At 29.1% G+C, this 23,454-nt stretch carries 26 protein-coding genes; 5 read left to right on the top strand and 21 right to left on the bottom strand.

What is annotated here, in order from left to right; genetic code table 11:
* Positions 1-623: DUF975 family protein (locus SOR77_RS09750; RefSeq protein WP_320636909.1), on the top strand; the 623-nt coding region annotated here is incomplete at its 5' end.
* A 64-nt stretch (positions 624-687) separates the two neighbouring features.
* On the opposite strand, the gene SOR77_RS09745 is transcribed toward SOR77_RS09750, so the two are convergent.
* The 18 genes from SOR77_RS09745 to SOR77_RS09660 form a co-directional block, all read right to left on the bottom strand.
* The gene (locus SOR77_RS09745; RefSeq protein WP_320636908.1) at positions 688-1,734 is read right to left on the bottom strand and encodes a DUF4179 domain-containing protein; all 1,047 of its coding nucleotides are present in this window, start codon (positions 1,732-1,734) and stop codon (positions 688-690) included.
* 17 nt (positions 1,735-1,751) lie between these two features.
* Positions 1,752-2,219 (bottom strand): sigma-70 family RNA polymerase sigma factor, encoded by a 468-nt coding sequence (locus SOR77_RS09740; RefSeq protein WP_320636907.1) that lies wholly within the window; start codon positions 2,217-2,219, stop codon positions 1,752-1,754.
* Between the two features lie 110 nt (positions 2,220-2,329).
* A complete protein-coding gene (locus SOR77_RS09735; protein ID WP_320636906.1) occupies positions 2,330-3,733 on the bottom strand; it encodes an aldehyde dehydrogenase family protein in 1,404 nt (467 codons plus the stop codon).
* Positions 3,734-3,745: 12 nt separating this feature from the next.
* Positions 3,746-4,552 carry an ethanolamine utilization protein EutJ gene (eutJ, locus tag SOR77_RS09730; protein WP_320636905.1) on the bottom strand — a complete coding sequence of 269 codons (807 nt, stop codon included), beginning with the start codon at positions 4,550-4,552 and terminating at the stop codon, positions 3,746-3,748.
* A 4-nt stretch (positions 4,553-4,556) separates the two neighbouring features.
* Complete coding sequence (pduL, locus tag SOR77_RS09725; protein ID WP_320636904.1) at positions 4,557-5,204, bottom strand: phosphate propanoyltransferase; 648 nt, start codon at positions 5,202-5,204, stop codon at positions 4,557-4,559.
* Between the two features lie 12 nt (positions 5,205-5,216).
* Positions 5,217-6,083, bottom strand: a complete 867-nt coding sequence (locus SOR77_RS09720; RefSeq protein WP_320636903.1) for a hypothetical protein — start codon at positions 6,081-6,083, stop codon at positions 5,217-5,219.
* 10 nt (positions 6,084-6,093) lie between these two features.
* Entirely contained in the window at positions 6,094-7,230 is a 1,137-nt protein-coding gene (metK, locus tag SOR77_RS09715) for a methionine adenosyltransferase (RefSeq protein ID WP_320636902.1), read from the bottom strand.
* 1 nt (position 7,231) lies between these two features.
* A complete protein-coding gene (locus SOR77_RS09710) occupies positions 7,232-8,224 on the bottom strand; it encodes an AraC family transcriptional regulator (protein WP_320636901.1) in 993 nt (330 codons plus the stop codon).
* Complete coding sequence (locus SOR77_RS09705) at positions 8,221-9,519, bottom strand: PocR ligand-binding domain-containing protein (protein ID WP_320636900.1); 1,299 nt, start codon at positions 9,517-9,519, stop codon at positions 8,221-8,223. Before SOR77_RS09705 ends, SOR77_RS09710 begins: the two co-directional genes overlap by 4 nt.
* A 54-nt stretch (positions 9,520-9,573) precedes the next feature.
* Complete coding sequence (locus SOR77_RS09700) at positions 9,574-10,677, bottom strand: iron-containing alcohol dehydrogenase (protein ID WP_320636899.1); 1,104 nt, start codon at positions 10,675-10,677, stop codon at positions 9,574-9,576.
* A gap of 5 nt (positions 10,678-10,682) precedes the next feature.
* The gene (locus SOR77_RS09695; RefSeq protein ID WP_320636898.1) at positions 10,683-12,002 is read right to left on the bottom strand and encodes an aldehyde dehydrogenase; all 1,320 of its coding nucleotides are present in this window, start codon (positions 12,000-12,002) and stop codon (positions 10,683-10,685) included.
* Positions 12,003-12,013: 11 nt separating this feature from the next.
* Positions 12,014-12,277, bottom strand: a complete 264-nt coding sequence (locus SOR77_RS09690) for a EutN/CcmL family microcompartment protein (RefSeq protein ID WP_004819687.1) — start codon at positions 12,275-12,277, stop codon at positions 12,014-12,016.
* 37 nt (positions 12,278-12,314) lie between these two features.
* On the bottom strand, positions 12,315-12,731 hold the full coding sequence (locus tag SOR77_RS09685) for a BMC domain-containing protein (RefSeq protein WP_320636897.1): 417 nt from the start codon (positions 12,729-12,731) through the stop codon (positions 12,315-12,317).
* On the bottom strand, positions 12,728-13,255 hold the full coding sequence (locus SOR77_RS09680) for a hypothetical protein (RefSeq protein ID WP_320636896.1): 528 nt from the start codon (positions 13,253-13,255) through the stop codon (positions 12,728-12,730). Before SOR77_RS09680 ends, SOR77_RS09685 begins: the two co-directional genes overlap by 4 nt.
* Positions 13,256-13,369: 114 nt before the next feature.
* A complete protein-coding gene (gene pduA, locus SOR77_RS09675) occupies positions 13,370-13,651 on the bottom strand; it encodes a propanediol utilization microcompartment protein PduA (protein ID WP_004819684.1) in 282 nt (93 codons plus the stop codon).
* A 34-nt stretch (positions 13,652-13,685) separates the two neighbouring features.
* A complete protein-coding gene (gene pduB / locus SOR77_RS09670) occupies positions 13,686-14,462 on the bottom strand; it encodes a propanediol utilization microcompartment protein PduB (RefSeq protein WP_320636895.1) in 777 nt (258 codons plus the stop codon).
* A gap of 11 nt (positions 14,463-14,473) precedes the next feature.
* On the bottom strand, positions 14,474-15,391 hold the full coding sequence (locus tag SOR77_RS09665) for a glycyl-radical enzyme activating protein (RefSeq protein WP_320636894.1): 918 nt from the start codon (positions 15,389-15,391) through the stop codon (positions 14,474-14,476).
* Positions 15,392-15,413: 22 nt separating this feature from the next.
* Positions 15,414-17,963, bottom strand: coding sequence for a glycyl radical protein (locus SOR77_RS09660; RefSeq protein WP_320636893.1), 2,550 nt, complete (start codon positions 17,961-17,963; stop codon positions 15,414-15,416).
* Between the two features lie 302 nt (positions 17,964-18,265).
* Between SOR77_RS09660 and SOR77_RS09655 the strand changes: the two genes are divergently transcribed.
* From SOR77_RS09655 to SOR77_RS09640, 4 genes are all read left to right on the top strand, one after another.
* On the top strand, positions 18,266-18,796 hold the full coding sequence (locus SOR77_RS09655) for a BMC domain protein (RefSeq protein WP_320636892.1): 531 nt from the start codon (positions 18,266-18,268) through the stop codon (positions 18,794-18,796).
* On the top strand, positions 18,793-20,484 hold the full coding sequence (locus SOR77_RS09650) for a DUF4037 domain-containing protein (RefSeq protein WP_320636891.1): 1,692 nt from the start codon (positions 18,793-18,795) through the stop codon (positions 20,482-20,484). The genes SOR77_RS09655 and SOR77_RS09650 overlap by 4 nt, the downstream gene beginning before the upstream one ends.
* 8 nt (positions 20,485-20,492) lie before the next feature.
* On the top strand, positions 20,493-21,050 hold the full coding sequence (locus SOR77_RS09645; RefSeq protein ID WP_320636890.1) for a DUF4125 family protein: 558 nt from the start codon (positions 20,493-20,495) through the stop codon (positions 21,048-21,050).
* Positions 21,051-21,140: 90 nt separating this feature from the next.
* The gene (locus tag SOR77_RS09640) at positions 21,141-21,821 is read left to right on the top strand and encodes a YoaK family protein (protein WP_320636889.1); all 681 of its coding nucleotides are present in this window, start codon (positions 21,141-21,143) and stop codon (positions 21,819-21,821) included.
* Positions 21,822-21,897: 76 nt separating this feature from the next.
* On the opposite strand, the gene SOR77_RS09635 is transcribed toward SOR77_RS09640, so the two are convergent.
* The 3 genes from SOR77_RS09635 to SOR77_RS09625 form a co-directional block, all read right to left on the bottom strand.
* Positions 21,898-22,602 carry an LrgB family protein gene (locus SOR77_RS09635; RefSeq protein ID WP_320636888.1) on the bottom strand — a complete coding sequence of 235 codons (705 nt, stop codon included), beginning with the start codon at positions 22,600-22,602 and terminating at the stop codon, positions 21,898-21,900.
* Positions 22,595-22,957 carry a CidA/LrgA family protein gene (locus SOR77_RS09630; protein ID WP_320636887.1) on the bottom strand — a complete coding sequence of 121 codons (363 nt, stop codon included), beginning with the start codon at positions 22,955-22,957 and terminating at the stop codon, positions 22,595-22,597. Before SOR77_RS09630 ends, SOR77_RS09635 begins: the two co-directional genes overlap by 8 nt.
* Before the next feature lie 68 nt (positions 22,958-23,025).
* The coding region (locus SOR77_RS09625) for an electron transfer flavoprotein subunit alpha/FixB family protein (RefSeq protein WP_320636886.1) at positions 23,026-23,454 on the bottom strand (429 nt) is incomplete at its 5' end.

Below are 23,454 nucleotides of genomic sequence, written 5' to 3'. Positions count from 1 at the left end.
TCTACAACAAAAACACCTCAGATAATATTTTTATCAATAAATTAACTACAACTCCTAAAAATAATTTTGATAAATTGGCAAAATTTGCCACTATATCTGTAACCGGTACACTACTTTTGATTTTATTTGTAGTTGGTATCTTAGGCTCCATATTTATAGTAAAACCTATGCGCATTGGACTTAAAAGATTCTTTTTAAACGGCTATAGATATGATGAAGTAAGAGTAGCGGATATGTTTACAACTTTTACAGACAATCATTGGGTTGGATATGCTCTTAAAATGTTATATGTGGACATGATTATATTTTTATGGTCGTTACTTCTTATAATTCCCGGAATAGTTAAAGGCTATCAATACTACTATGTACCATACATCCTATCTGACCATCCTGAATATTCTGCTAAAGAGGCAATGATGCTCTCTAAAGAGATGACTTCAGGAAAGAAATTTGATATTTTTCTGTTAAATCTTTCTTTCATTCCATGGGTTATTGTATCTGTTCTTACATTTGGGCTTGGATTTTTAATTCTAACTCCTTACATGGAGGGAACTTATGCAGCACTATATTTGCATGAAAATGACGAAACAGAAAGTGATTATGAAATAATAGAAGAGTTTTAAAAGAACAAGGTGGTATTGCAGAATGCGTAAAAATCATTCTATAATACCACCTCTTTAGTCAATTTTATTTTTTCAAATTTATCGGGATTTCAAATTCTATTACATTTGGTATTTTTTCATATACTGTTCTGTCTTTTATTTCATACTTTTCAATTTTTCCATGTTCGTTATAGCCAATTATATCTGATTTTCTCATTGTGAGTTTTAAGATATAATCTTGGTCAGTATCTATCTTTTTAGAAAATTTAGCTTCTGAATTTACAATATCTTTATTTCCCCAAATACCTTTTTGTTCTAATTTAAAGCTATTCCCATTTGGGTCTACTAAATAAATATCATCAACTTGAGTTATCATAGGGTATAATTCTAAATCATTCCACCAAGAAATTTTAAAATTAGTTCCCACATCATCAATCTCAATCCTATCTATGTTCAAATAGATTCCATTTTGTTCTTGTTTATTATTTAATACATACACATCTGACTTTAAATTTTCTAATTCTATATCAAATTTCCAATTTCCTTTTATCTCTTTCTTGGTTTCATAGTTAAATATCCCGTCAATTTTATACTTAACTTTTATCTTGTCAGCTTTTTCAGCAAATTTTTTTGATTTATGCTCTTTAAAATCTATATTCATCTTACTTTCTGATATATAGATTCCATTTCCCATATACTTAACTCCAGAATTACCTGTCATTCCAAGAATATTAAAATTTTTAATTGCTAAATCTGAACTCAAGGCTACATTTTCTCCAATGGGTTCTTTCATTTTTATAATAGTTGTCAAGCTGACTTCATTATTCGAATAAACAGCATCTACAAGTCTTATACTTACTCCATTTGAAACTACTTCTTCATCAATGTACTCACTTGCGCTTTGATAATTTTCATCTCCAAACAACTCAAATATATTGTTATACAATGGCAAATCTCTTGTATATTTTGGAAACGCCATTCCCAATACAAATACAAAGGCCAAAGTAGCCGCTATATAAGAATATCTAAACTTCTTAGCCTTCTTATTATTCAATTCATCTCTATACAATTTTTCTTTTAATTCATCCAATTCTTCCGGAACTTTTATATTATCTAAATTTTTTAAATTCATATTATCTTCACTCCATATTATTCCATTGAAAATCTAAGTTTCTTTAAAACTCTGTGAATTCTACTCTTTACCGTTCCCTCTTTTATGTGCATTTCCCGAGCTATTTCAAAATTTGAGTATCCTTTAAAGTACTTTAAAAATATTAGCTCTCTCTGTTCACTATTCAATTCTCCTATTGCGTTTATTAGGTCTATTGTTTCGTCATAATTTTCTTGTATCTCCTCTCTTGTCATTTCTTCATTTAATTGCACTGTACTTTTATTTTTATTTATATAATCGATGCAAGTGTTAATTAAAATTCTAATAATCCAAGTGTCAAAATACTTTTTATTTTTAAGTTTGTGATAATTTTTTAGTCCTTTTAAAAGCGTTTCTTGAACACAGTCCATAGAATCATCTCTATTTCTCAAATAAGTAAATGCAATTTTATAGAGTTTATCTTCTCTATTTTCCATTAAATTTTTAAAATCTTCATTTATGTCCATTTCTCCCTCCTTATACTTATTAGACTCTATAAAATCAAAATAGTTCCATTTATTAAATATTTTACATAAAAAATAGTGTCGATAATTTTATGACACTATTTTTATAATATTTACCTAATACTAAATGAATCTTTAATTGTACATCTTCTTATTCTACAAAAACTTTTTGCTGAAGTTATTCCTTCCCCCGTAGGTCCTGCAATTGTAAATGTAGTACTTCCTTCTCCTTCTACTCCTATCCCTGCATAAGATGGTGCATTTTTAACAAAAATTGTACACTCTAAAAGTTTTGCCATATGTGATAAATTATCTACATTTTTAGAATGCATAATAGCTGTATGTCTATTGCCATGTTCCGCTTCATGTGCATATTTTATTGCTATGTCTACATTTTCACAAGCTACTATAGGTAATATAGGCATCATCATTTCTTCTTGAACTAAATGATGATTCTTTCCAACTCTCATTATTATTAGTTTAATTTCATCAGACACATCTACGCCTAATTTATTTAAAATATATTTAGCACTCTTTCCAACAAATTCAGTTTTAGGTTTGCCATTTTCTTGACTAACCAATTCATCTAATTGCTGAATTGTCTCTGCAGACGTCAACTCATATGCTCCATATCTCTTCATATAATGTATTAACAAATCGCAAATATTCATATCCGCAAAAACTTCTTTTTCAGCTATACACGGAACATTATTGTCAAAACTTGCTCCTGCAACAATACTTTTTGCAGCATTATCCAAATCTGCTGTTCTATCTACTACAACCGGAGGATTACCGGCTCCTGCTCCTATTGCTTTTTTACCTGATGACAATACTGATTGTACTATTCCAGGTCCTCCTGTAGCTACTAACAATCTTATTTGCGGATGATTCATCATTATGTTAGTATTTTCTATTGATGGCTCTTCTACCATTGTTATTAAATTTTTTGGTGCTCCCCTTTCTTCTAATGCTTCATTTATCATTTTTATTAATAATTTTGAAGTTTCTTTAGCTCTTGGATGTGGAGAAAATACTACTGTATTACCACCAACTATCATAGATATAGAATTATTTATTATTGTTTCAGTTGGATTAGTGGTTGGTGTTATTGAGCCAATAACACCAAACGGACAGTATTCTTCTATCATTAAACCATATTCTCCAGAAATTGCTCTTGTAATCAAATCTTCTTTTCCGGGTGTTTTTTCAGCCGCAACTTTATTTTTTATAATCTTATCTTCATATTTTCCAATCCCAGTTTCTTCTACGGCTTTATATGATATTAACTCCAAGTTTTCTGTTTTTAGTACAACTTCTCTTATAATATTAGCTATCTCATTTCTCTGTTGTAAAGATAGAGAATATAACTTTTTTTGGGCTTCTGCACTGGCTTCTATCGCACTATTCATGTCTTCAAATATTCCAAATCTGCTCTGAGTATATTCTATACTCTTTCCTTCATTTTTTATATCATCTATTACTTTTCTAATTAAATCTTCCACTATTATTTTATCCATATTGCCTCCAAACTAACAGTTCTTTGCTATGCCCAACGGTGTTATCAAATGTGGGTTTTTTGCTCTTTCAGTTTTTATCCCTGTAATAGTATTAAAGATTTCTTCTATTCCTTTAAAATTAGAAGCCCCTCCAACTAAATAAATTTTATTGACGGAAAAATCTTTAATAAAGTTTTTAGTTATATATGCCATTTTTTCTAAAACAGGTTTAATTATAACAAAAACTTCTCTTTCTCTCTTCATATCTATTTTTATTTTTTCTGCTTCATCAAAATCTATATTGTAATATCCCGCTATAGTTAAAGTCATATGTGAGCCTCCCGTCGGTTCATCAGCAGTGAATATAATTTTACTGCCATTTAAAATACTTATCCCTGTAGTTCCCCCTCCTAAATCTACTATAGCCCCTTCTTTTATTCCTAAAACTGTAGCAGCAGCTGTCGGCTCATCTAATACAACTGAAACTTTAAATCCTGAACTTTCAACAACATTCTCTATTATTCTTATACTGCTTTTGTGTATTCCTGGCGGTATTGCACAACTTGCAACATCCAGCGTTGTATTTAATTCTTCTTCTAGCTCTAATTTTAATTTTCTAACAACTTGTACAGCTTGTATATAGTCAACAACTATACCATCTTTTACCACTTTTGATTTACAAGATTTAGCTGCTATAAGCTTATTTCTTGAATCTAATACTACTAAAACTATATTAGAAGTCCCTAAATCAACTCCAACTTTTAATTTCCCTTTAAATTTATTTTTTTTATTAATTTCTATTACTTTACACAACTCTTCTACTTCTTCTTTTTCAATCAAAATATCACCCGTTTAAAATCTTGCTTAATATTATGAAATCACCATTCTTAACTCCTATAGCATTTGCTTCATCTGTATCTAAATGCATTTCTATAGAATATTTTTCTGAAACTCTAATTAAGACATTACTTATTGTAGCTTTTCTGCAACCAAAACACTGTACATCTACAAACTCTCCTTCTTTTACATTAAACTTTTTAGCTTGAGATGGTGTCAAATGAATATGTCTTAATGCTACTATAGTTCCTCTTTCTAATTTTACACTTCCTTTTGGCCCAACTATTTCAATTCCCGGAGTGTTTTCTAAACTTCCCGACTCTTTTATTGGCGCTGATACTCCCAATCTAAAAGCATCCGTAAGTGATATTTCAACTTGACTCTCTCTTCTAATAGGTCCTAATATCCTAACATTTTCAAATTGTCCCTTTGGTCCTACTATAGTTACTGTCTCTTCCGCCGCAAATTGTCCCGGCTGTTTTAATTCTTTTTTTACTGTTAATTCATAGTCTTTTCCAAAAAGTATATCTAAATCTTCTCTTGAAATATGAACATGCCTATTGGATACTCCTACTGGTATTTTATAATTTTCAAATTTTTTTAATTCTAACATTACTCTATCGGCTATTTCATCTATTAATTTTTCTTTATTCATAGGTTATTCCTCTTAAAAAACTAAATTAGCTATCAATAAACTTGTTGCTATAACAATAGCTGGAGGATCTATATATGTATCACAATCAGTATTAAATATTTTTGCCGCTAAAACCCACCCTATAGAATTTAAAGTTGAAAAAATTGTTGCCACAACTATGCTTCCCGACATAATATAAACTGCTGCTGCAGGATATGCTATATGGTGTGTTATAGGTATGCTCCATCCAGCTTGCAAAAATATAAGTGAAAAAGCACTTATTCCGAATATAAGTACAGGATAAATTTTCATATTTTCTTCAGATATTCCTACACCAATCAGCTGTTTTGCGCCTATTATTACTAATAATCCCAATACTGCACCAAATAAACCATGGTGTATTATTTCAATCGTTGTTGGTTTCCACACTTTTTTCTGACCATTTAAAGGTTTCCCGGTAATTCCTGTATTCCCCAGCACATATCTGTTTATTATAAGTACTCCTGTTACAGAAACAGCTGGAAAATCAGTTATCAGAACTGTTTGATTACTAATTAAATACCATATTATATATCCTAATATTCCATACAATCCTCCCACCAATAAAATAGCGGGATCGTTCTTCCCAAATAAAGGTGTTAAGATTTCTTGAGATGATTCTAATTTATTTCTTCTGTTTTTTGCAAATGCTGCTGCAGCTGCTCCTGCTGCAAAAGTTATATGTGGTCCAAAAAAAGGCCCAAAAGCTATAATTCCTAAAGTATTATCACTTATCCCTGACAACCCCAATATGCCTGATATTATTGCAAAAAATCCTGTCATTATAAATGCAGGTATTGCTCCTATAGAGGCTCCTACAAATCCACCACAAAATGCTACTATTATTGATAATATTTCCATACCTTTACTCCTAAATTAATTTTTTTAACAACTCAACTTTATCCAGCCTCTCCCAACTAAAATTTCTGCCAAAATGACCATAACAAGCTGTATCTCTATAAATTGCTCTTTTTAAGTCTAAATGTTCTATAATTGAATTAATATTAGTATCAAATATTTGTCTTACTCCCAAATATAATTTTTCTAAATCTATATTTTCAGTTCCAAATGTATTTATATTCAAGCTCTGAGCTTCCTCTCTACCTATAACATAGGCTAATTGTATTTCACATTCCCTAGCTAAACCTGCTGCGACTATATTTTTTGCCATATATCTTGCCATATATGCTGCACATCTATCTGATTTAGAATAATCTTTACCTGAAAAGGCTCCTCCACCATGTTTCCCTACTCCGCCATAGGTATCAACTATAATCTTTCTGCCTGTTAACCCTACATCTGCTTTAGGCCCCCCTATAGAAAATTTTCCCGTAGCATTTATATATATTTTTGTTTCATCAGTAATATATTTCTTGTCAATCTCTTTTAATATAACTTCATCAATAATTTTTTTCTTTAGTCTATTTAAATCTATGTAGTCATGATGTTGAGCGGCAATAACTATAGATTTTACAGATTTAATTTTTTTATCTTCGCTATATTCTATACTTACTTGGCTTTTACCATCCGGATACAATCCTTCAACTATATTTTCTTTTCTAACAAAAGCTAGTCTTTTTACAAGATTATGCGCTAATTCAATTCCTATAGGCATATAATTTGAACTTTCATCTACTGCGTAACCATAAACTAATCCTTGATCTCCTGCACAAATTCTTTCCTTATTTACTCCTTGGGATATATCTTTAGACTGCTCATCTATATTTGTAATAATGGTACACTTATCTACATTGAATCCGGAGTTATCATCTGTATAACCAATTTCTTTTAAAACTTGTTTCGCTATTTCCTCTATATTTATTTTAGATTTTGATGTTACTTCTCCTGCTATTACTAATAAATTATTTGAGATCATCGTTTCAACGGCAACTCTTGAATCCGAATCTTTTTTTAAATATTCATCTAATATAGCATCTGAAATTTGATCACACACTTTATCCGGATGTCCTTCTGTAACAGATTCAGAAGTTAACAAATATTCTGTCATATTATCCCCTCAACTTAAATTTAAACTCCTCTATTGTGCTCCCTTCGTACTTTTTAAACACTTTACTAAAATATCCCCTTTCATTGTATCCTAGTCTAAAAGCCACTTCTGTTGCACTAATATCCTCTTCAATAAAAATTCTTTTAGCTAAATTTATTTTTTTTAAATGAATATATTCTAAAACTGTAAGATTGTATTCAAATTTAAATAACCTGCTCAGGTATCCTTGAGAAATTGCACAAATATCAACCACATCTTTTAAAGAGATATTCTTTTCCAAATTTTCTGATATATAAACAAAAACATTTTCCAGTATTGGATACTTATCTACAGATTTAGCATTGAAATAATAATCTAAAATTTCAAAAATCCAAACTAAAGCCCCTTCTTTAGAAATATCCATTAATGAGTCTGCATATAACAGTTCTTTTATGCGTTTTTGGCTATATGTATTACTTGATGTAATAATATTTTGTCCTAATATAAATGTTTTATCTTTCATTTGCATTATTGTTCCCGTATTATATACATCTATTAATTCTTTTTTTATAACTTCATACGAGTTTAAAAAATCTCCCTTGCATATTAAACTGTTTATTTTATTAATTTTTGCTCCGTATTTTTCTTTATACATTTCAGTAGTTGTATTTATCAACTTTTCTTTTATATCTTTTACACTTATTGGTCTAAGTATAATATTATTTAATCCTATCTTCATTACATCAAATTGCTCTAATTCAAATTTGAATACTATTATGTACAGTATTGTGTTATTTATTTCCTTAATTACTTTTTTAAAATTAATAATTTCTTCGTTTGTTGTCAGTAAATCTGAAAAAACTACATCTATTTTTTTATACTTACATATTTCTAATGCATCTATATAATTCTGAGATTCATTAAATATTTTTATTGAACTAAATTCAGAATTGACTATTTTACATATTGTCTTCTTTAATAAATTTTGATTACTGATCAATAATATATTTTTCATAATTTGTCCTGTAATTTCTGAATTGGAAATTTTATACATACAGTAGTTCCACTAGACGATTCACTATAATTAATAGAATACTGTTTGCCAAACTCAATAACCATTTTTTCATTTAAATATTTTAAATGCTCATCTAATATCGATATGTCTTCTCTTTCACCATTTACAACAACATTTTTGTCATCATTTATACTCCTGTTGTCTTCTATAACGATTTTAATATCCTCTCCTTCTTTATTTATATCTAACGAAATATTATAATTCTTATTTCCTAAAGAGAGTCCAATTACACTTAATTTATACATATATGGAATTAGTATTCTATACGGCATTATAAAATTTTGAACTTCTTCATTAACCTCTATTCTATAATTTAGTCTTTCTCCATATTCTATTTTTCTTATTTCAAAATAGCTTTCTATAGCTTTTATGGTTTTATATATATTTTTAGGAGAATCATCTAAAGCATAATTTAAATATTCGTTTAAATAACCTATATATTCTGACAAAATAGTTCTATCTTCTATCAATAAAAGGTTTGATATTGAGTCAATTACTTTTAAAATAAAAAATTTATTTACTGTACTAGTTACAATCTTTAATTTTGAATCAATTTCGTTATTTTTTTTAATCATAATTTCCAATTTATTTTCCAATTCTCTTATCTTAGATTTATTTTTATTCTCATGATATCCTGAAATTAACTCTTTTTTTATTATTTCCAAGATTATAAATTCTATTAATTTTACTACTGAAACAAATTCATTATAACTATATACTCTATCTTCTTCGTATTCTAGATCCCTTATCTCGTCTAATATAGATTGTTCTACTAAAAACTCCTGCATTTTATATACGTTCTCAGGAGCATCATTGCAACAAACTTGTCCTCCTAAAAAAGCACCTAAATAATGTCCCTTTATAACTATTGGAACAGCTACTTCTAATCTACCAAAAGGACAAAAATAAATACTTGTCTTATGAGTTACTGCAGCTCTTATAGCTCCTGATGCATCTGATAATTTACATATCATTTCTGCCATTTTATGTTTTCTAAGTTTTTTACATTTTTTTGAAAAATTAGTCATACTTGTAACAGGTTCACCTTTATAATCAACTATTACTATTGCTAAACCTGTAACATCCGAAATTATTCTCTGTAACTGTTCTAAATAATCCTTTCCAAATATTGAAATAATATCTAAATCTTTGATATTTTCAGTATATTTATCATCTATTTGATTTTGAATATTCATATTACATAATAAATCTTTCGAAACGTTATCTGTATTCATAATATTTCCTCCATAAAACAATACATTTTTATTTGTGTATTATTTTACAATATTTCAAAAAATTTTTTTCAATATCTTTATAATCGCTTCTTCTGTAATATTGATTGGTGTAGTTTTCATACAATTATCTTTCTTTGTATTAATTGCTATTTTTTTTAATTTGCTAAAATAAACTTCCTTACTTATATTACACTTAGATATATTTTGTGGAATATTCATTAAGCACTGTATTGCACGTATAAATCCTTTTAATAAAACTATTGTTTTTTCATCTGACATAGAATTATTTGCCAGTCCTATTTTTACAGCATACTTTACATATTTTTTCATAACATCATTATTGCTTGAATTATAATCTATAACTTTTTCCAATAGTAAACTGTTAGCTAATCCATGGGTTACTCCGAATTGCCCTCCTATTTGATGTGCAATCGCATGGTTTAATCCGAGTCCAGCTATCTCAAAAGACATACCCGCAAGCGTAGAAGCATAGTGCATTTGCTCTTTAGAGTATTCTTCCCCTTTATAACTTTTATATAAATGCTTTACTACGATTTCTCCAGCTTTTTCTGATAAAGCATCTGAAAATGTATTACTATTTTTACCTACATAAGCCTCTAAAGCATGTGTAAATACATCCATTCCCGTATTTGCCACTATTGTATTTGGTAAACTTTTAGTAAGTTCTGCATCTATTATTGCAACTTTTGGTAACATTAATTCTGACTTTAACAAATGTTTTAAATGTTTGTCTTCATCTTTTATAACTGCAACACTTGTAACCTCTGATCCGGTACCACTTGTTGTAGGAATTGCTATTAATTCACAATTTCTCATATATCCCTTCTGAGCCACATATGCTACTGCTTTAGCGGCATCTATTGGAGAACCTCCGCCAAATGCTATTAATACATCTATTTCATTTAATAGAAGTTGTTTCAAAGCATTTTTTACAGTATTTAATGTTGGGTCAGGGAAAACTTCATCAAAAAGATTAACCTTATTCTCTGACAAATTTTTTAATACGCTATCTATCAATTCACTATGTGCCAAAAATTTATCTGTTACAATTAAAATATTTTTATTTTTATAATCTTTTAAATAATCTAATGAATTTTTCCCAACAATAATTTTTGTACTGCTATTTATAATATTCATTCATATCACCTTATTGAGAAAGCATCTACCAATGTACATCTTCTCCTTCTTGTAAAATGTCTTGCTGTTATCGCCCCTTCTCCGCTTATATTTGCTATTGTAAAACTAACAGGATTTCCATCAGAAAAACCTATTGCATCTAGAGAAGAACCATTCTTAACAAAAATTGAAGTCTGCAATTTTCTAGCTGCAATATTTAATCTTTCTATAATATTAGAATAAATCCCTGCTGTATGATGTAATCCCTGCTCAATAAATATTGCTTCATCTAGAGCGCTTTCAAAGTCCTTAGTTTTAACTATCGTTATTAAAGGTACTAATAATTCTTCTGTGACAAATGGATGAATTTTAGGAACATCTACCGCTATTAAAGCATACTCCTTGTCAACTTCTATTCTAGCCATCTTTAAAAGATCACTTGCTGATTTTCCCCCGACAAACTTGTTTGGTTTTAAATCCTCTGTCAACAATATTTTTGCAAGTTTTAACATTTCATCAATTGAATCAACATAATAAACTGAATTTTTTATAAGTTCTGATTTTAAATTTTCATATACATCATAAACAACAACTATATTTTTTTCAGTAACACATAATATATTATTATCAAAAGTTGCACCTTTTACTATATTTCTGGCAGCTTTTTCTATATCTGCTGTTTCATCTACTATAAACGTTGGATTGCCGGGACCCGCAGAAATTACTTTTTTATTACACTTATTGGCATATTTGGCTATGTATGAACCTCCTGTAACCACTACAAGATCTATGTCCGGATGATTCATGATTTCAGATATATTTTGCATCGATATATCTTCAAGCGTAACTACTAAATTATCTAATCCGGTAATTTTTGAAATAATATCGCTGATTATACTTACTAAAAATTTAGTTGTTTCTATTGCTCTTGGATGAGGGCATATTATTACTCCATTGCCTGCAGACAACAATCCTATTACATTATTTATAACTGTTGCACAAGGATTTGTACTTGGTTGTATTGCACACGCTATTCCATATGGAGATAATTCATATAAAGTCATTACTTTATCTCTTGTAATAACTTCGGTGTATAAATCTTCAGTGCCCGGTGTTCTTTCTATTGCTAATTTTATCTTTTGTTTTTTTGAAGCTATATCCCCCATACATATTTCATCTATAGTTTTTTCAGCCAACACATTTACATGTTTTAAAAGTTCTTTTCTTATCTCCCTTACTATTTCTTCTCTATCTGATATTCCAAATTCTCTATATGTTTTGAATGCTAACGATACGGATTCTATAGTTTCTTGAACTGAATTGAAAACCCCTCTAAATTTTTCCATAAAATTAACCTCTAAACTATTAATTCGTCTATTATTCCAATTATCGCTAAATCTATAACAGATGATTTTTTACTCTCTTCAACTCTTACAGAAGAACCTGAACCAACTAATACAATTTCACCTATTCCGGCACCGACATAATCGGCAGCTACGCTTTCTCTTCCTGTATTTTCTCCTTTAGCCGTTAAAGGTTGAATTATCATCAGCTTATATCCTATTAAACTTTCACTTTTTCTTGTAGCAACAACATTGCCAACGATTTTTGCAATAAACATACAATCCCCACTGTCACCTTATTTTTAGAAATATGCATTACTGATTTTTTTTATCTTTATCAAACTTAGCTTCTATCTGTTTTTCATTAGTTTTTACCTTATTTTCTTCAACTTTTTTATTTTCTTCTTTTTTATTCTTTTCTTCTTTTTTATTTGTAATTTTACTGTCAATCACTTCTATATTGTTCAAAAATCTTTCATTTATAACATCAGCCGGTCTTGGTATAACCTTAGATGTAATAAACTTATCATTTTTTATTGCCAAAGCTTTTCCCGAACTTATTGCTGCATTTACAGCTCCTACATCGCCAGTTATTTTGACAGTTACATATCCGCATCCTTTAGTTATTTCAATGTCTTGTATAGTTATATTTGCTGTTTTAGCCATAGCATCTGCTACAACTATCCCATTAGTTAATCCAATAACCTCTATTAATCCAAGAGCTTCTTTCATTCTTGACTCACCACCTCTAAATCAACTATATCTACTCCCATCTTAGAAATCTCATCATAATACGATAGAAGTTTTTTTCTGTAATAAGAATTTTCTCCTTTTTTAAATCTCTCAACACTACATTTCCACAGCAAAATCTTAGTGCCTTTTTGGAGTAATTTAGATACTAACTTACTTTCAAAATCCCCTTCTCTAAGAAGTGCAATATCTACCAAAGAGTTTCTGTTTATATTTAAAAATAATGTCTTTATCTCAGCCATATCTTCTAAATTTACTTCTTTAAAAAAAATTATTTTATTCCAATTCAAAAATTTAGTTATAATATCTTTATAATTTGCTTCTAAATCCTCAGAAATAACTGCGTTTAATTTTATTTTAAATTCCCTTAAATAATCCAGTGCTAAAAAATACTTATTTTCCCATGGAGCTGAAAAAACTATATTGTATTCTTCAATTTTTTCTTTTTCTTTATAGGCGGAAATAATTTGAAATAGTCTTTCTAAATCTTTTTTATTTATATTCATAATATTAACTTCCTCAACTCACATACTACAGTTAAAGTATTGAATTTAATTAGATTCAATACTTTAACTCATAGCAATATTAACTAAAGAAAATAAATAACATTTAAAAACAATTTATTTGCCAAAGTTTGGAATAATTTTTTCTGTATCTGTATGTGGTCTTGGTATTACATGAACAGATATTACTTCACCTATGGCTCTCGCTGAAGCTGCTCCAGCATCTGTAGCCGCTTTAACTGCACCTACATCTCCTCTCACCATTACTGTTACTAAGCCCGATCCTATCTTTTCATATCCAACTAATGTAACATTGGCAGCTTTTACCATGGCATCTGCCGCTTCTATAGCTCCTACCAAACCTTTAGTTTCTACCATTCCTAATGCATCTGAATTCATAATTTCCTCCTTATTCTAATAACTATTCTAAAATTTATATATATGGTGTTGTTGTAGATTTAGGTTCAACATCTAATGAGCCTAATAATTTCTTACCTACCTCTATGGCTGCCCTTACCGATTGTCTAACGGCGCCTGAATCGCCTGTAAAAGTCAATATTGTTTCATTTGAATATGAAGTCCCCTCTGCCGGTGATGCATATCCTACCACCTCAACATTTGCAGCCTTAACTGCTACATCCGCTAATACTGTACCTATAGCTGCAGGAGCTCCTATTACCATTCCAAAACTTTTCCCTATCAGTGTACCAAAAGCCTTTTCTAAGCAATAACTTGCTCTTGCTGTATATTGAAATTCAAGATGTCCAGCTTCATTTGAATATACATCTCCGAAATACTTAGGAAGAACATCCAATGCTATTTCAACTGCACGTCTTGCATCTGAAACATCTTCTGCCCCTATGTATATTAGAACACCATGTCCTGCTCCACCCTTTGTATCTCTTGGTAATTCTACAGAAATGACCTCAGTATTAGTTGCTTTTACAGCATCATCTACTGCCATTATTTGAGGTCCTGCTCCTGTTCTTGATCCAATTATTCCTATTGATTTATACTTACCTAGTTTCATTGTTTCAGTTAATAAAGGATCTACACTTGCAATAACTAGACCTATAGTATCACCTATGGCTGTTCCAACAAATTCGGTTACTCCTATATCACGATCTCCTGAACTTTTTTCTTTGTTATCATTTATGTTCAATTCTTCAGAAACTTGACCCATGATTTTCTCTAACATTTCTCTATCCATTTCTACCTCCATTAGCCTCCTATTTCACACTTATAACCGAACTCTTCAACTATGTTTTTTAATTTATCCACGTATTCTTCGTTTAATTTTTTAATTTTTGAAAGCTGATAGTCTCTTCCTAAAAGATAATATTTGCTCTCTCCAAAATTATGATATGGCAGAATGTGTATCTCATTTACATTTTCTAATGTCTTAACAAATTTTATTATGTCTGTAAATTCTTTAATATCACTGTTCACGCCAGGTATTAAAGGTATTCTAATAACTGTTTTCGTCATTTCTTGTATAATTTTTGCATTTTTCTTTATTAATGTATTGTCTACTTTTGTAAATTTTTTATGAATTTCGGAATTATTTGCCTTTATATCCAACAAAACTAAATCTACATACCTCAGAATATCTTTTATAACATTTTCTGAAACATAGCCTTCTGTCTCTATAGTAGTATGCCATCCCCTTGACTTTGCAGCTTTTAATAATTCCTTTGTAAATTCAGGTTGCATTAATGCTTCTCCTCCCGACAGTGTTATTCCTCCATTAGATTTTAAATAATAAGATTCATCTTTTTTCAATTCACTTATTACTTCTTCAACACTCATCAGTTTACCTTTTACAACTAATGCACTTGCAGGACAAACATTCACACACTCTCCACAAACTACACATTTTTCTCTGTCTATCCAATTTTCATTTTGGGGTCCTATAGCTCCATTTTTACAAACGTTCACACAATTCCCGCAATTTATGCACAATATTTTCCTATACATTAATTCCTTTTCATACATTTGTGACTCCGGATTTGAGCACCAAACGCATCTAAGTGGACACCCTTTTAGGAAGACTATAGTTCTTATACCTGGTCCATCATTTATAGAATATCTCTGTATATCAAAAACCATGCCCTCTTTACTGTAATCTATCGCTTCCATAGTCTCCCCCTAAGAAATATATTTACATCATATGTTCTGTTCTATTTATGATGTCGTCTTGAACTTCTTTCGCCAAGGTAATGAAATGAGCTGAATAACCTGCCACTCTTACCAGTAAATCTTTATTTGCTGCAGGATCTTTTTGTGCATCAAGTAATGTTTGTTTGTTTACTACATTAAATTGAACATGGCTTCCTTTATGATCAAAATAAGTTCTTATTATCGAAGCAAAATTTTGTAATCCTTTTTCACCTTCTACAGCCTTAGGTGAAAATTTTTGATTGTAAAGAGTTCCGTTAGAAGCTTGAGCATGTGGTAATTTTGCAACAGAATTTGCCGCCGCTGTAGGACCATTGACATCTTTACCTTGTCTTGGTGATACTCCATCAGCTAAAGGCTTCTTTGCAAGTCTTCCATCAGGTAAAGCTCCTACATCTTTCCCGAACAATACATTTGCTGATACCGGATAAATTCCTGCTTGGAACTGTCCTCCTCTTGGATTTACATATTTATCAACTTCATTACAATAAATTTTTGCACATCTTATCGCAAACTCATCACATTTTTCATTATCATTTCCAAAGCTATCTGTATTTTCAAGAATTTTTTGAATAGTTTTAAATCTTCCTGTTGTTTCTTCACAGGCACATCCACAGCTTGTATTAATATTTCCTTCATTTAATTTCTTTTCCAAGATATCTAAATCTACGGATCCTGTACTTGCTAAAATATTTTTAACAGCTTCATAAATTTCATTTTCAGACATTTCTCCAGTTGTTTTTTCACAAGAACCCGGCATTATTGAATCTGTGAATCCAAAATTTGCTTCTAATGCTTCTTTTAATTCTTCCAAAGTTATTTTTTTATCTTCAAAAACGTTTTTATATATTGCATATAGAGAATCTCCTGAATCAGCCACACCAAAAGCCTGAGGTCCTGTAAAGTTATATAGTGCTCCTCCTTCTTGAGCAGCTTTTCCTCTCTTTATACAATCATCAACTAACGCTGACATAAACGGCAATTTTGCTCTTTCCATATGTGCATAATCTACACAGTTGTCTGCCTCAGCAAGTAATTTTACAAAATATTCCATTTGTTTTTGATATGCACAAAAGATATCTTCTATTGACTTCATATCAGTGAGCTCACCCGTTTTCGGACCCAATTGTAACCCATTACAACGTCCATTATTCAATGTTATTTCCAAAACTTTTGCTATATTAAAGAAAGCTGCATCGTGCCAACCTTCAGTTCTATGTGCTGCCTGAGGTTCTACGCATCCTATAATTGCATAATCTCTTGCATCTTCTAACGATACTCCTCTTGCAACTAATCCTAAAATAATTACCTCATCATTATAAAATGCAGGTACTCCATATCCTAATCTTGAAACTTCACATGATCTTAATAAAAATTCTTGAGGTGTATTTTGGTGAATTCTTACAGAGAAAGATGGTGCCGGTAATGCAACATGTGCTACAGCTTCCATACACATATATGAGATTTCATTAGTTACATCTTTACCTTCTGAATCTTGTCCTCCTACACAAAGATTTTGGAATGCTTGATATCCTGCAAATGCTTGTGAAGAAACATCGTCTCTAGTCTTATTAATATCATTAAGTTTTACAAAAACACAATCTATTAATTCTTGAGCAAATTCAGGATCTATATTATCATTCTTATAGAAAGGATACATATATTGATCAAATCTTCCTGGTGAAACAGAATGTCCATTTGACTCTATTTGAACTAAAATTTGAACAAACCAGAAAGATTGACATGCTTCATAAAAATTAGTTGCCCCATACTCCGGAACTTTTTGACAGTTTTCAGCAATTTTCAGCAACTCTTGTCTTCTGATAGGATTTGTTTCAACAGATGCCATCTCCCTTGCTTTTTCTGCATATCTGTGCGCAAAATTTATTGCTGCTGTATAAGAAATTATGACAGCTTTATAAAATTGAGTTTTTTGAATACTTTCAGGATCATTAGGATCTAAATCATTCATAGCTTTTATAGAATCTTCAATTATCCCTCTAAATCCTCTTTTTAGTATTTTTTCATAGCCAACATTTACGTGTCCCACACCACCATAAAAATAGTTTCCTACTGTAAAGATACCATTAGCTATACAATCTTTTGTTTCTTTACTCATAAGTGATTCAGCCAGAGCAGAAGTAGTTTTCCCTTTCCAATATTTAAACTCTTCATGTAATATTTTTTGAGTTTCTTTAGGGATTTCAAATCTATCTGTCATTCTTGTACTCATCGTATCAAATTCTTTTTCAACCCAATCATACGAGAACTCCGGACAAAGTCCTGTTGATCTTGGAGATACCGTTATAGCCCCTACTATTAATTCATCATCACGAATTGTCACAGGTAAATTATTGAAAATTTTTTCTACTGCTTTAGCACGTCTTAATATATTAGGCATTCCTTCTGTTTCTTTATAAGACTCAGTAATCAAAACTACTCTGTCTGCTTCAACTTGAGGTTTAGCATCAATTATTACTTGTCTTAATCTCTTAACTCTTTCTGTAGGATTTGAAAAACCTTTTTCTATCATTCGAATATCCTCCTTTTTACTGATAGTTTTATGTAGCGACAAACCTTAAACTTGATAATTCTTGTATCAGTTTTCATTAATTTTACACAATAATTTAAGCTTTTCGAGAATAGTTATAAGACTTTTTTATGGTAAAATTAAAACTTATTTAAAAATTAATATCATCAATATAATTGTTATTTTTTAATTGTGTAAAATATAAAACTATATTATGCTCTATCAAAACCTTTTCATATAATTTATTGCATTAGTTTTAATAAAGTATATAATAATCGTTAACTAATCAAATAGGAGGATTGTACATGAATAAATCTTTTATTCTTATAGAATTCAATCAAATTTCTAAATCTTATGAAATTTTAAATGATATTCTTCTGAATTATCCGGTTAAAATTTTTTTAAGTAAAAACATATGTCCCGGTAGAATATTATTTATTTTAGAAGGTTTTGATTCAGATCTTATATCTATAAATATTTTTTGTAAAGATAATCATGTTAACTCAGATCTAGTTTTAAACATATCTAAAGATATTATAAAAATTATAAACAAAAATCCTTCATTTAAAAATTTTTCATCTCTATTTGTTTTAGAATCTAAAAATAGCATTACTGCTATTAAAGCTGCCGATATATGCAATAAATATTCAAATATAAATTTACTGAAAATTCAAATAAATTTAGGATTATTCGGTAAAGGCCTATTCTTTGCACAAGGAGAACTTTCCTCTACAAAGCAATGCTCGAAATTAATATCAAAATTTTTTAATGAAAATGATATTATAAATACTTCTATAATTGAACGACCTACTCAGGAGTTGTTAAAAATAATATGAATAATATAAAAATTTTACAAGAACAATATAAAACTCTTTTAAAGCAAGGAAAAGAAAAAGATATGCTTCCTATAATTGAAAAATGTATTAAACTTTCAGTAAATGAAAATAATATTGTAAAGCTAATTGAATTATTGAATGATTATGGTGGAGCCCTTAGAAATACAGGTAATTATAAAAAAAGTATCTCTACTCTTCTCTTGGCAAAAGAATTAATTGAAAAAGAAAATTTAAAAAATACAGAAGCTTACGCTAATACCCTTGCTAACTTAGGAAATGCCTATCGCTTGAAAAAAGATTATAAAAAAAGTATAGAATACTTTTCACTTGCTAATATTATTTTTGAACAAATTCATTCCTATGGCTATTCATATGCTGCAAATTTAAATAATCTATCTTTATTGTTTATTACATTAAAATTTTGGGACAAAGCTTATGATCTTTTAAAAAAAGCTGAAACTATATTGTTGGGTTTGCCTGAATATAAAATACAATTAGCAACTACATATAACAACTTATATGAAGTTGCCTTAAATCTAGAGAAATTTGATGAATCTAAATACTGTTTATTCAAAGCTGAGGAAATTTTATCTTTGAATATAAATGCTAATAATCCTTTATACGCAAGTGTTTTAAATAATCTAGGAGATTATTATTTTAGAAAAAAGGATTATCAAAATAGCCTAAAACTTTACAAATTGTCTAAAAACTTTATAACGAATACATATGGAATAGATAGTGAGGCATATAAAATAGTGCTTAAAAATATTAAAAAAATTGAGTCATTCATAGAAGATAGTTCAAAAAGAATATCCGGCTTAGATCGAAGTGAAAATTTTTTTAATAACTATGTTTCAGATTATGTTTTAAAGCATCATAAAGATTTATGGAACATTTCATGTTTTGGTCTTGTTGGAGAAGGTTCTGAATGTTACGGATATGATGATTACATATCTGAAGACCATAATTTTGAAACAAAGTGTTATTGGTTTCTTCCTAAAAGTGCCTATAATGTTATAAAAAATAAAAAAATAGAAATTAATTCTAATTTACTAATTATAAAATCAATAGAAAATTTTTATAAATACTACACTCTTTTTGAAGAAGGTCCCGTAACTATTTCTGAATATAGAAAAGTTCCTCAAGATTTACTAAGTTTAGCTACTAACGGAAAAATCTTCTTAGATAATTTAGGTTATTTCACTAAAATACGAAATAGGCTTTTAAATTATTATCCCCAAGATTTAGTTTATAAAAAAATTGCTTACTGTTGTAATAAAGCTGCTCAAGCAGGTCAATATAACTATGAAAGATGTTTAAAAAGAAATAATTACTTTGGAGCACAAATATCATTAAGTGAATTTTTAGAAAACTACTGTGAATTAATACATTTAATAAATAAAAAATTCATGCCTTTTTATAAGTGGCAATATAGAAGTTTAGAAAATCTTAAATTATTAGGATATGAAAGTAAGTGTAAAATAGATGATCTGCTTTCATTAAATGATAAAACAGATTCTATTAAAAAAATCAAAATTATAGAAGAGTTATGTGTTTTATTTGCTAATTATTTAAGAGAAAATAAAATTTCAAAAACTGCAGATAATTTTCTATTAAGACATTCTTCTGAAATAGTTGAAAATATACATGACAATAATTTAAAAAATGAAAATACTTGGATTAAGTAGGTTATTATATGAATAAAGAAATTTTATTAAAAAATATTTTAGTATCCGAATGGATGTTTTTTAAATCAGTAAAAAGTATTAAAGGTAAAGAACCTTGCCAAAAAGATATGGCTACTTTTTTAAACTCTCGGTTAAGTTACTGGTCTATATATAATGAAAATATTCTAAAATCTTATTTATTTGATTTGGAATTAGCAAAATCCCAAGATAGAAATTTGATAACTGAAAAATATGCTTATATGATGAAAGAAACAGACTATTTATATTATAAAGAAATTGAAAATTTTCTTCCCATTGTAGATTCAGAAAAAAGTTCGTTAGTTAATTCTATTTTAAATATACATATTCTTTGGGAAGAAGAGCTGGTATCATCACACTCTAATTTGTTAGATAATAGCCGCAATCTTTATAAGAATACTCTATTACCATCTATATTAACTTATTTTAGAAGTGAATTATATACATACTCTAAACAAACTTTAAAATTAATTTTAGAACAATATAATAATTCTTATAGTTTAGGAATTAATTTAGTTGAAGAAAATTTAAAAAATTTAAGAAAATAAATTTCATTGACTTAGAATTAATTCTTTAATCTATAGTTTTTAAAATATGTTATACTTCTAAATATAATATTAATATTAAGAAGTGGTGTTATGAATAGAAAAATACAAATGTCAGAAACAATTTTAATAGGCGTCTTACTTGCTATTTCAGGTGGGTTTATGGATGCATATTCCTATATTTTTAGGGATCATGTATTTGCAAATGCTCAAACCGGAAATATAATTCTCTTTGGAATTTATCTTTCTGAAGGAAATATCCACGAGTCTATTAAATATTTTTGGCCTGTTATTGCCTTTGCATTTGGAATAATTTTAGCTGATTTTTTTAGATATTTTGAAAATAAATATAAACTACACTGGAGACAACTTTCTGTCCTTATTGAAATTTTAATTTTTTCCGTTGTTGCTTTTATTTCAACTGAATACAATCTTTTGGCCAACAGTTTAATTTCTCTAGCTTGTGGTATTCAAGTCGAAAGTTTTAGAAAAATTTATTCTCATCCAATTGCAACAACAATGTGTATCGGAAATCTCAGAAGCGGAACTGAAAATTTGTATAACTTCTTGATGTATAGAGATGAACTCAGTTTAAAAAAGACTCGACTATATTTTGGTATTATACTTTGTTTTATACTTGGAGCAATACTTGGAAATATATTTATTGAATTATTCTCCTCTAAGGCAATTTTAATGAGTTCTATAATACTTAGTATTGTATTCGTTTTAATGTTCATAGAAGAGTTCAATCCTGAAAATTCAATTTTTAAGTAAATTAAGGTAGAATTTAGAAATATTTTATTTTCTAAATTCTACCTTTCTACATTTTTCTAATACAATAAATATGTTTTTAAGCAACTCCTAAAATACTCACTATAATAGGTATTATAATTGATGCAATTATCGCATGAAGTCCTATTGAAAGCCCACTTATTGCTCCTTGAACTTCACCTATTTTTATAGCTTCACTCGTTCCCACAGCATGGCTTGCTGTACCTATTGCCAAACCTTGAGAAATTGGATTTTTTATTTTAAAAGTTTTTATAATCGGCCTTGCTATTACAGCCCCAACTATTCCTGTAGTACATATGTACATTACTGTAATAGATGTCATCCAGCCCATTTTATTTGATATCTCTATTCCTATTGCTGTTGTTACTGACTTAGGTATGCTTGCAAGTAAAACATCTTTTGGCATGCTCATTGCACTTCCAATAAAAATTACAAACAATACTACAAATACACCTCCAATAAATGTCGATATAATCATAGATATAAAATTTTTCTTTAGTGTTTCTACTTGTTTATACAACCCCACTCCTATAACTATAGTCTCAATTGGAGATATCATAAATTTTATTATTTTACCTCCGTTTTCATAATTTTCAAGCGGTATTCTGAATAATACCAATGTAAATATTACAATTAGCATAGCTACCAACATTGGATTGAGTATGTTATAGTTATGTCTTTCTTTTATTTTTGTCGCTAATAAATAGGCACTTACTGTTATAAATACGCTAAATAGAGGATCTTTTGTCAATATATCAATCATTTATTTCCCCCTTATTAAATATTTTTATTGTAAAATCTGAAGCCTTTCCGGTAATAATCATTGTTGCTGCTGTAGATAATATTATTAATAAAAATATTTTCAACCATACTTCTATACTGAATTGAGTTGCATATTCTAAAATTCCAACTCCTACAGGAACAAAGAAAAGAGCTAAGTACTTATGTGATATATCTATTATTCCCTTTAGTTTGTCTATTTTTATAATTTTCATCTGTAAAAGTATAAATAAAATCAAACTGGCAATAATTGTCCCCGGAAATGGAAATGGTAATATATTTGATATAAACTGCCCTATATAGGCTGTTCCAAACATAACAAGTAATTGAAATAACATAGTTTCCTCCTAATTGTGTTTTTAGAAATCGTTTTAAATTAGTAGTATTAACTTATAAGTGTTATTATTTATTTGTTACTGACAATTTTATTAATCTCTCCATTGAATAATGGTAGTATTTTTTCGCAGTCTCCAACTATTCCTATGTCTGATATGTTGAAAATTGGTGCATCTTCGTCTTTGTTAATTGCAATTATAAAGTTAGATGATTGAATTCCTGAAACGTGTTGCACTGAACCGCTCACACCGCATCCTATATATAATTTTGGTGCAACTATCTTTCCTGATTGTCCTATTTGTGAAGTTTTAGGTAGAATACCATCGTCTATTACCGGTCTTGTTCCTGAAATAGGCGCTTTCAATATTTTGGCTAATTCATTTACTAATTCATATCCTTCACCTTTTGAAGCTCCTCTTCCACAAGTAACTATAATTTCTGCATCTTCTAACGCTATTGTTCCTTGAGATTCTTCAAAGATACTCTTTATACTAGTTTT

The sequence above is a fragment of the Peptoniphilus sp. genome (genome assembly GCF_034090345.1).
Taxonomy (GTDB): Bacteria; Bacillota; Clostridia; order Tissierellales; family Peptoniphilaceae; genus Peptoniphilus.
This window is presented reverse-complemented; position numbering and strand designations above follow the sequence as displayed.

Coding starts and splice junctions, on each gene's coding strand:
- SOR77_RS09690 (WP_004819687.1), bottom strand. CDS start 12,277: ATGTTTATTGCAAAAATCGTTGGCAATGTTGTTGCTACAAGAAAAAGT.
- SOR77_RS09735 (WP_320636906.1), bottom strand. CDS start 3,733: ATGGATAAAATAATAGTGGAAGATTTAATTAGAAAAGTAATAGATGAT.
- SOR77_RS09695 (WP_320636898.1), bottom strand. CDS start 12,002: ATGGAAAAATTTAGAGGGGTTTTCAATTCAGTTCAAGAAACTATAGAA.
- SOR77_RS09655 (WP_320636892.1), top strand. CDS start 18,266: ATGAATAAATCTTTTATTCTTATAGAATTCAATCAAATTTCTAAATCT.
- SOR77_RS09665 (WP_320636894.1), bottom strand. CDS start 15,391: ATGGAAGCGATAGATTACAGTAAAGAGGGCATGGTTTTTGATATACAG.
- SOR77_RS09645 (WP_320636890.1), top strand. CDS start 20,493: ATGAATAAAGAAATTTTATTAAAAAATATTTTAGTATCCGAATGGATG.
- SOR77_RS09740 (WP_320636907.1), bottom strand. CDS start 2,219: ATGGACATAAATGAAGATTTTAAAAATTTAATGGAAAATAGAGAAGAT.
- SOR77_RS09660 (WP_320636893.1), bottom strand. CDS start 17,963: ATGATAGAAAAAGGTTTTTCAAATCCTACAGAAAGAGTTAAGAGATTA.
- SOR77_RS09700 (WP_320636899.1), bottom strand. CDS start 10,677: ATGAATATTATAAATAGCAGTACAAAAATTATTGTTGGGAAAAATTCA.
- SOR77_RS09710 (WP_320636901.1), bottom strand. CDS start 8,224: ATGAAAAATATATTATTGATCAGTAATCAAAATTTATTAAAGAAGACA.
- SOR77_RS09685 (WP_320636897.1), bottom strand. CDS start 12,731: ATGAAAGAAGCTCTTGGATTAATAGAGGTTATTGGATTAACTAATGGG.
- SOR77_RS09680 (WP_320636896.1), bottom strand. CDS start 13,255: ATGAATATAAATAAAAAAGATTTAGAAAGACTATTTCAAATTATTTCC.
- SOR77_RS09745 (WP_320636908.1), bottom strand. CDS start 1,734: ATGAATTTAAAAAATTTAGATAATATAAAAGTTCCGGAAGAATTGGAT.
- pduA (WP_004819684.1), bottom strand. CDS start 13,651: ATGAATTCAGATGCATTAGGAATGGTAGAAACTAAAGGTTTGGTAGGA.
- pduL (WP_320636904.1), bottom strand. CDS start 5,204: ATGAATAAAGAAAAATTAATAGATGAAATAGCCGATAGAGTAATGTTA.
- SOR77_RS09705 (WP_320636900.1), bottom strand. CDS start 9,519: ATGAATACAGATAACGTTTCGAAAGATTTATTATGTAATATGAATATT.
- SOR77_RS09650 (WP_320636891.1), top strand. CDS start 18,793: ATGAATAATATAAAAATTTTACAAGAACAATATAAAACTCTTTTAAAG.
- pduB (WP_320636895.1), bottom strand. CDS start 14,462: ATGGATAGAGAAATGTTAGAGAAAATCATGGGTCAAGTTTCTGAAGAA.
- SOR77_RS09720 (WP_320636903.1), bottom strand. CDS start 6,083: ATGGAAATATTATCAATAATAGTAGCATTTTGTGGTGGATTTGTAGGA.
- SOR77_RS09640 (WP_320636889.1), top strand. CDS start 21,141: ATGAATAGAAAAATACAAATGTCAGAAACAATTTTAATAGGCGTCTTA.
- SOR77_RS09635 (WP_320636888.1), bottom strand. CDS start 22,602: ATGATTGATATATTGACAAAAGATCCTCTATTTAGCGTATTTATAACA.
- SOR77_RS09630 (WP_320636887.1), bottom strand. CDS start 22,957: ATGTTATTTCAATTACTTGTTATGTTTGGAACAGCCTATATAGGGCAG.
- metK (WP_320636902.1), bottom strand. CDS start 7,230: ATGACAGAATATTTGTTAACTTCTGAATCTGTTACAGAAGGACATCCG.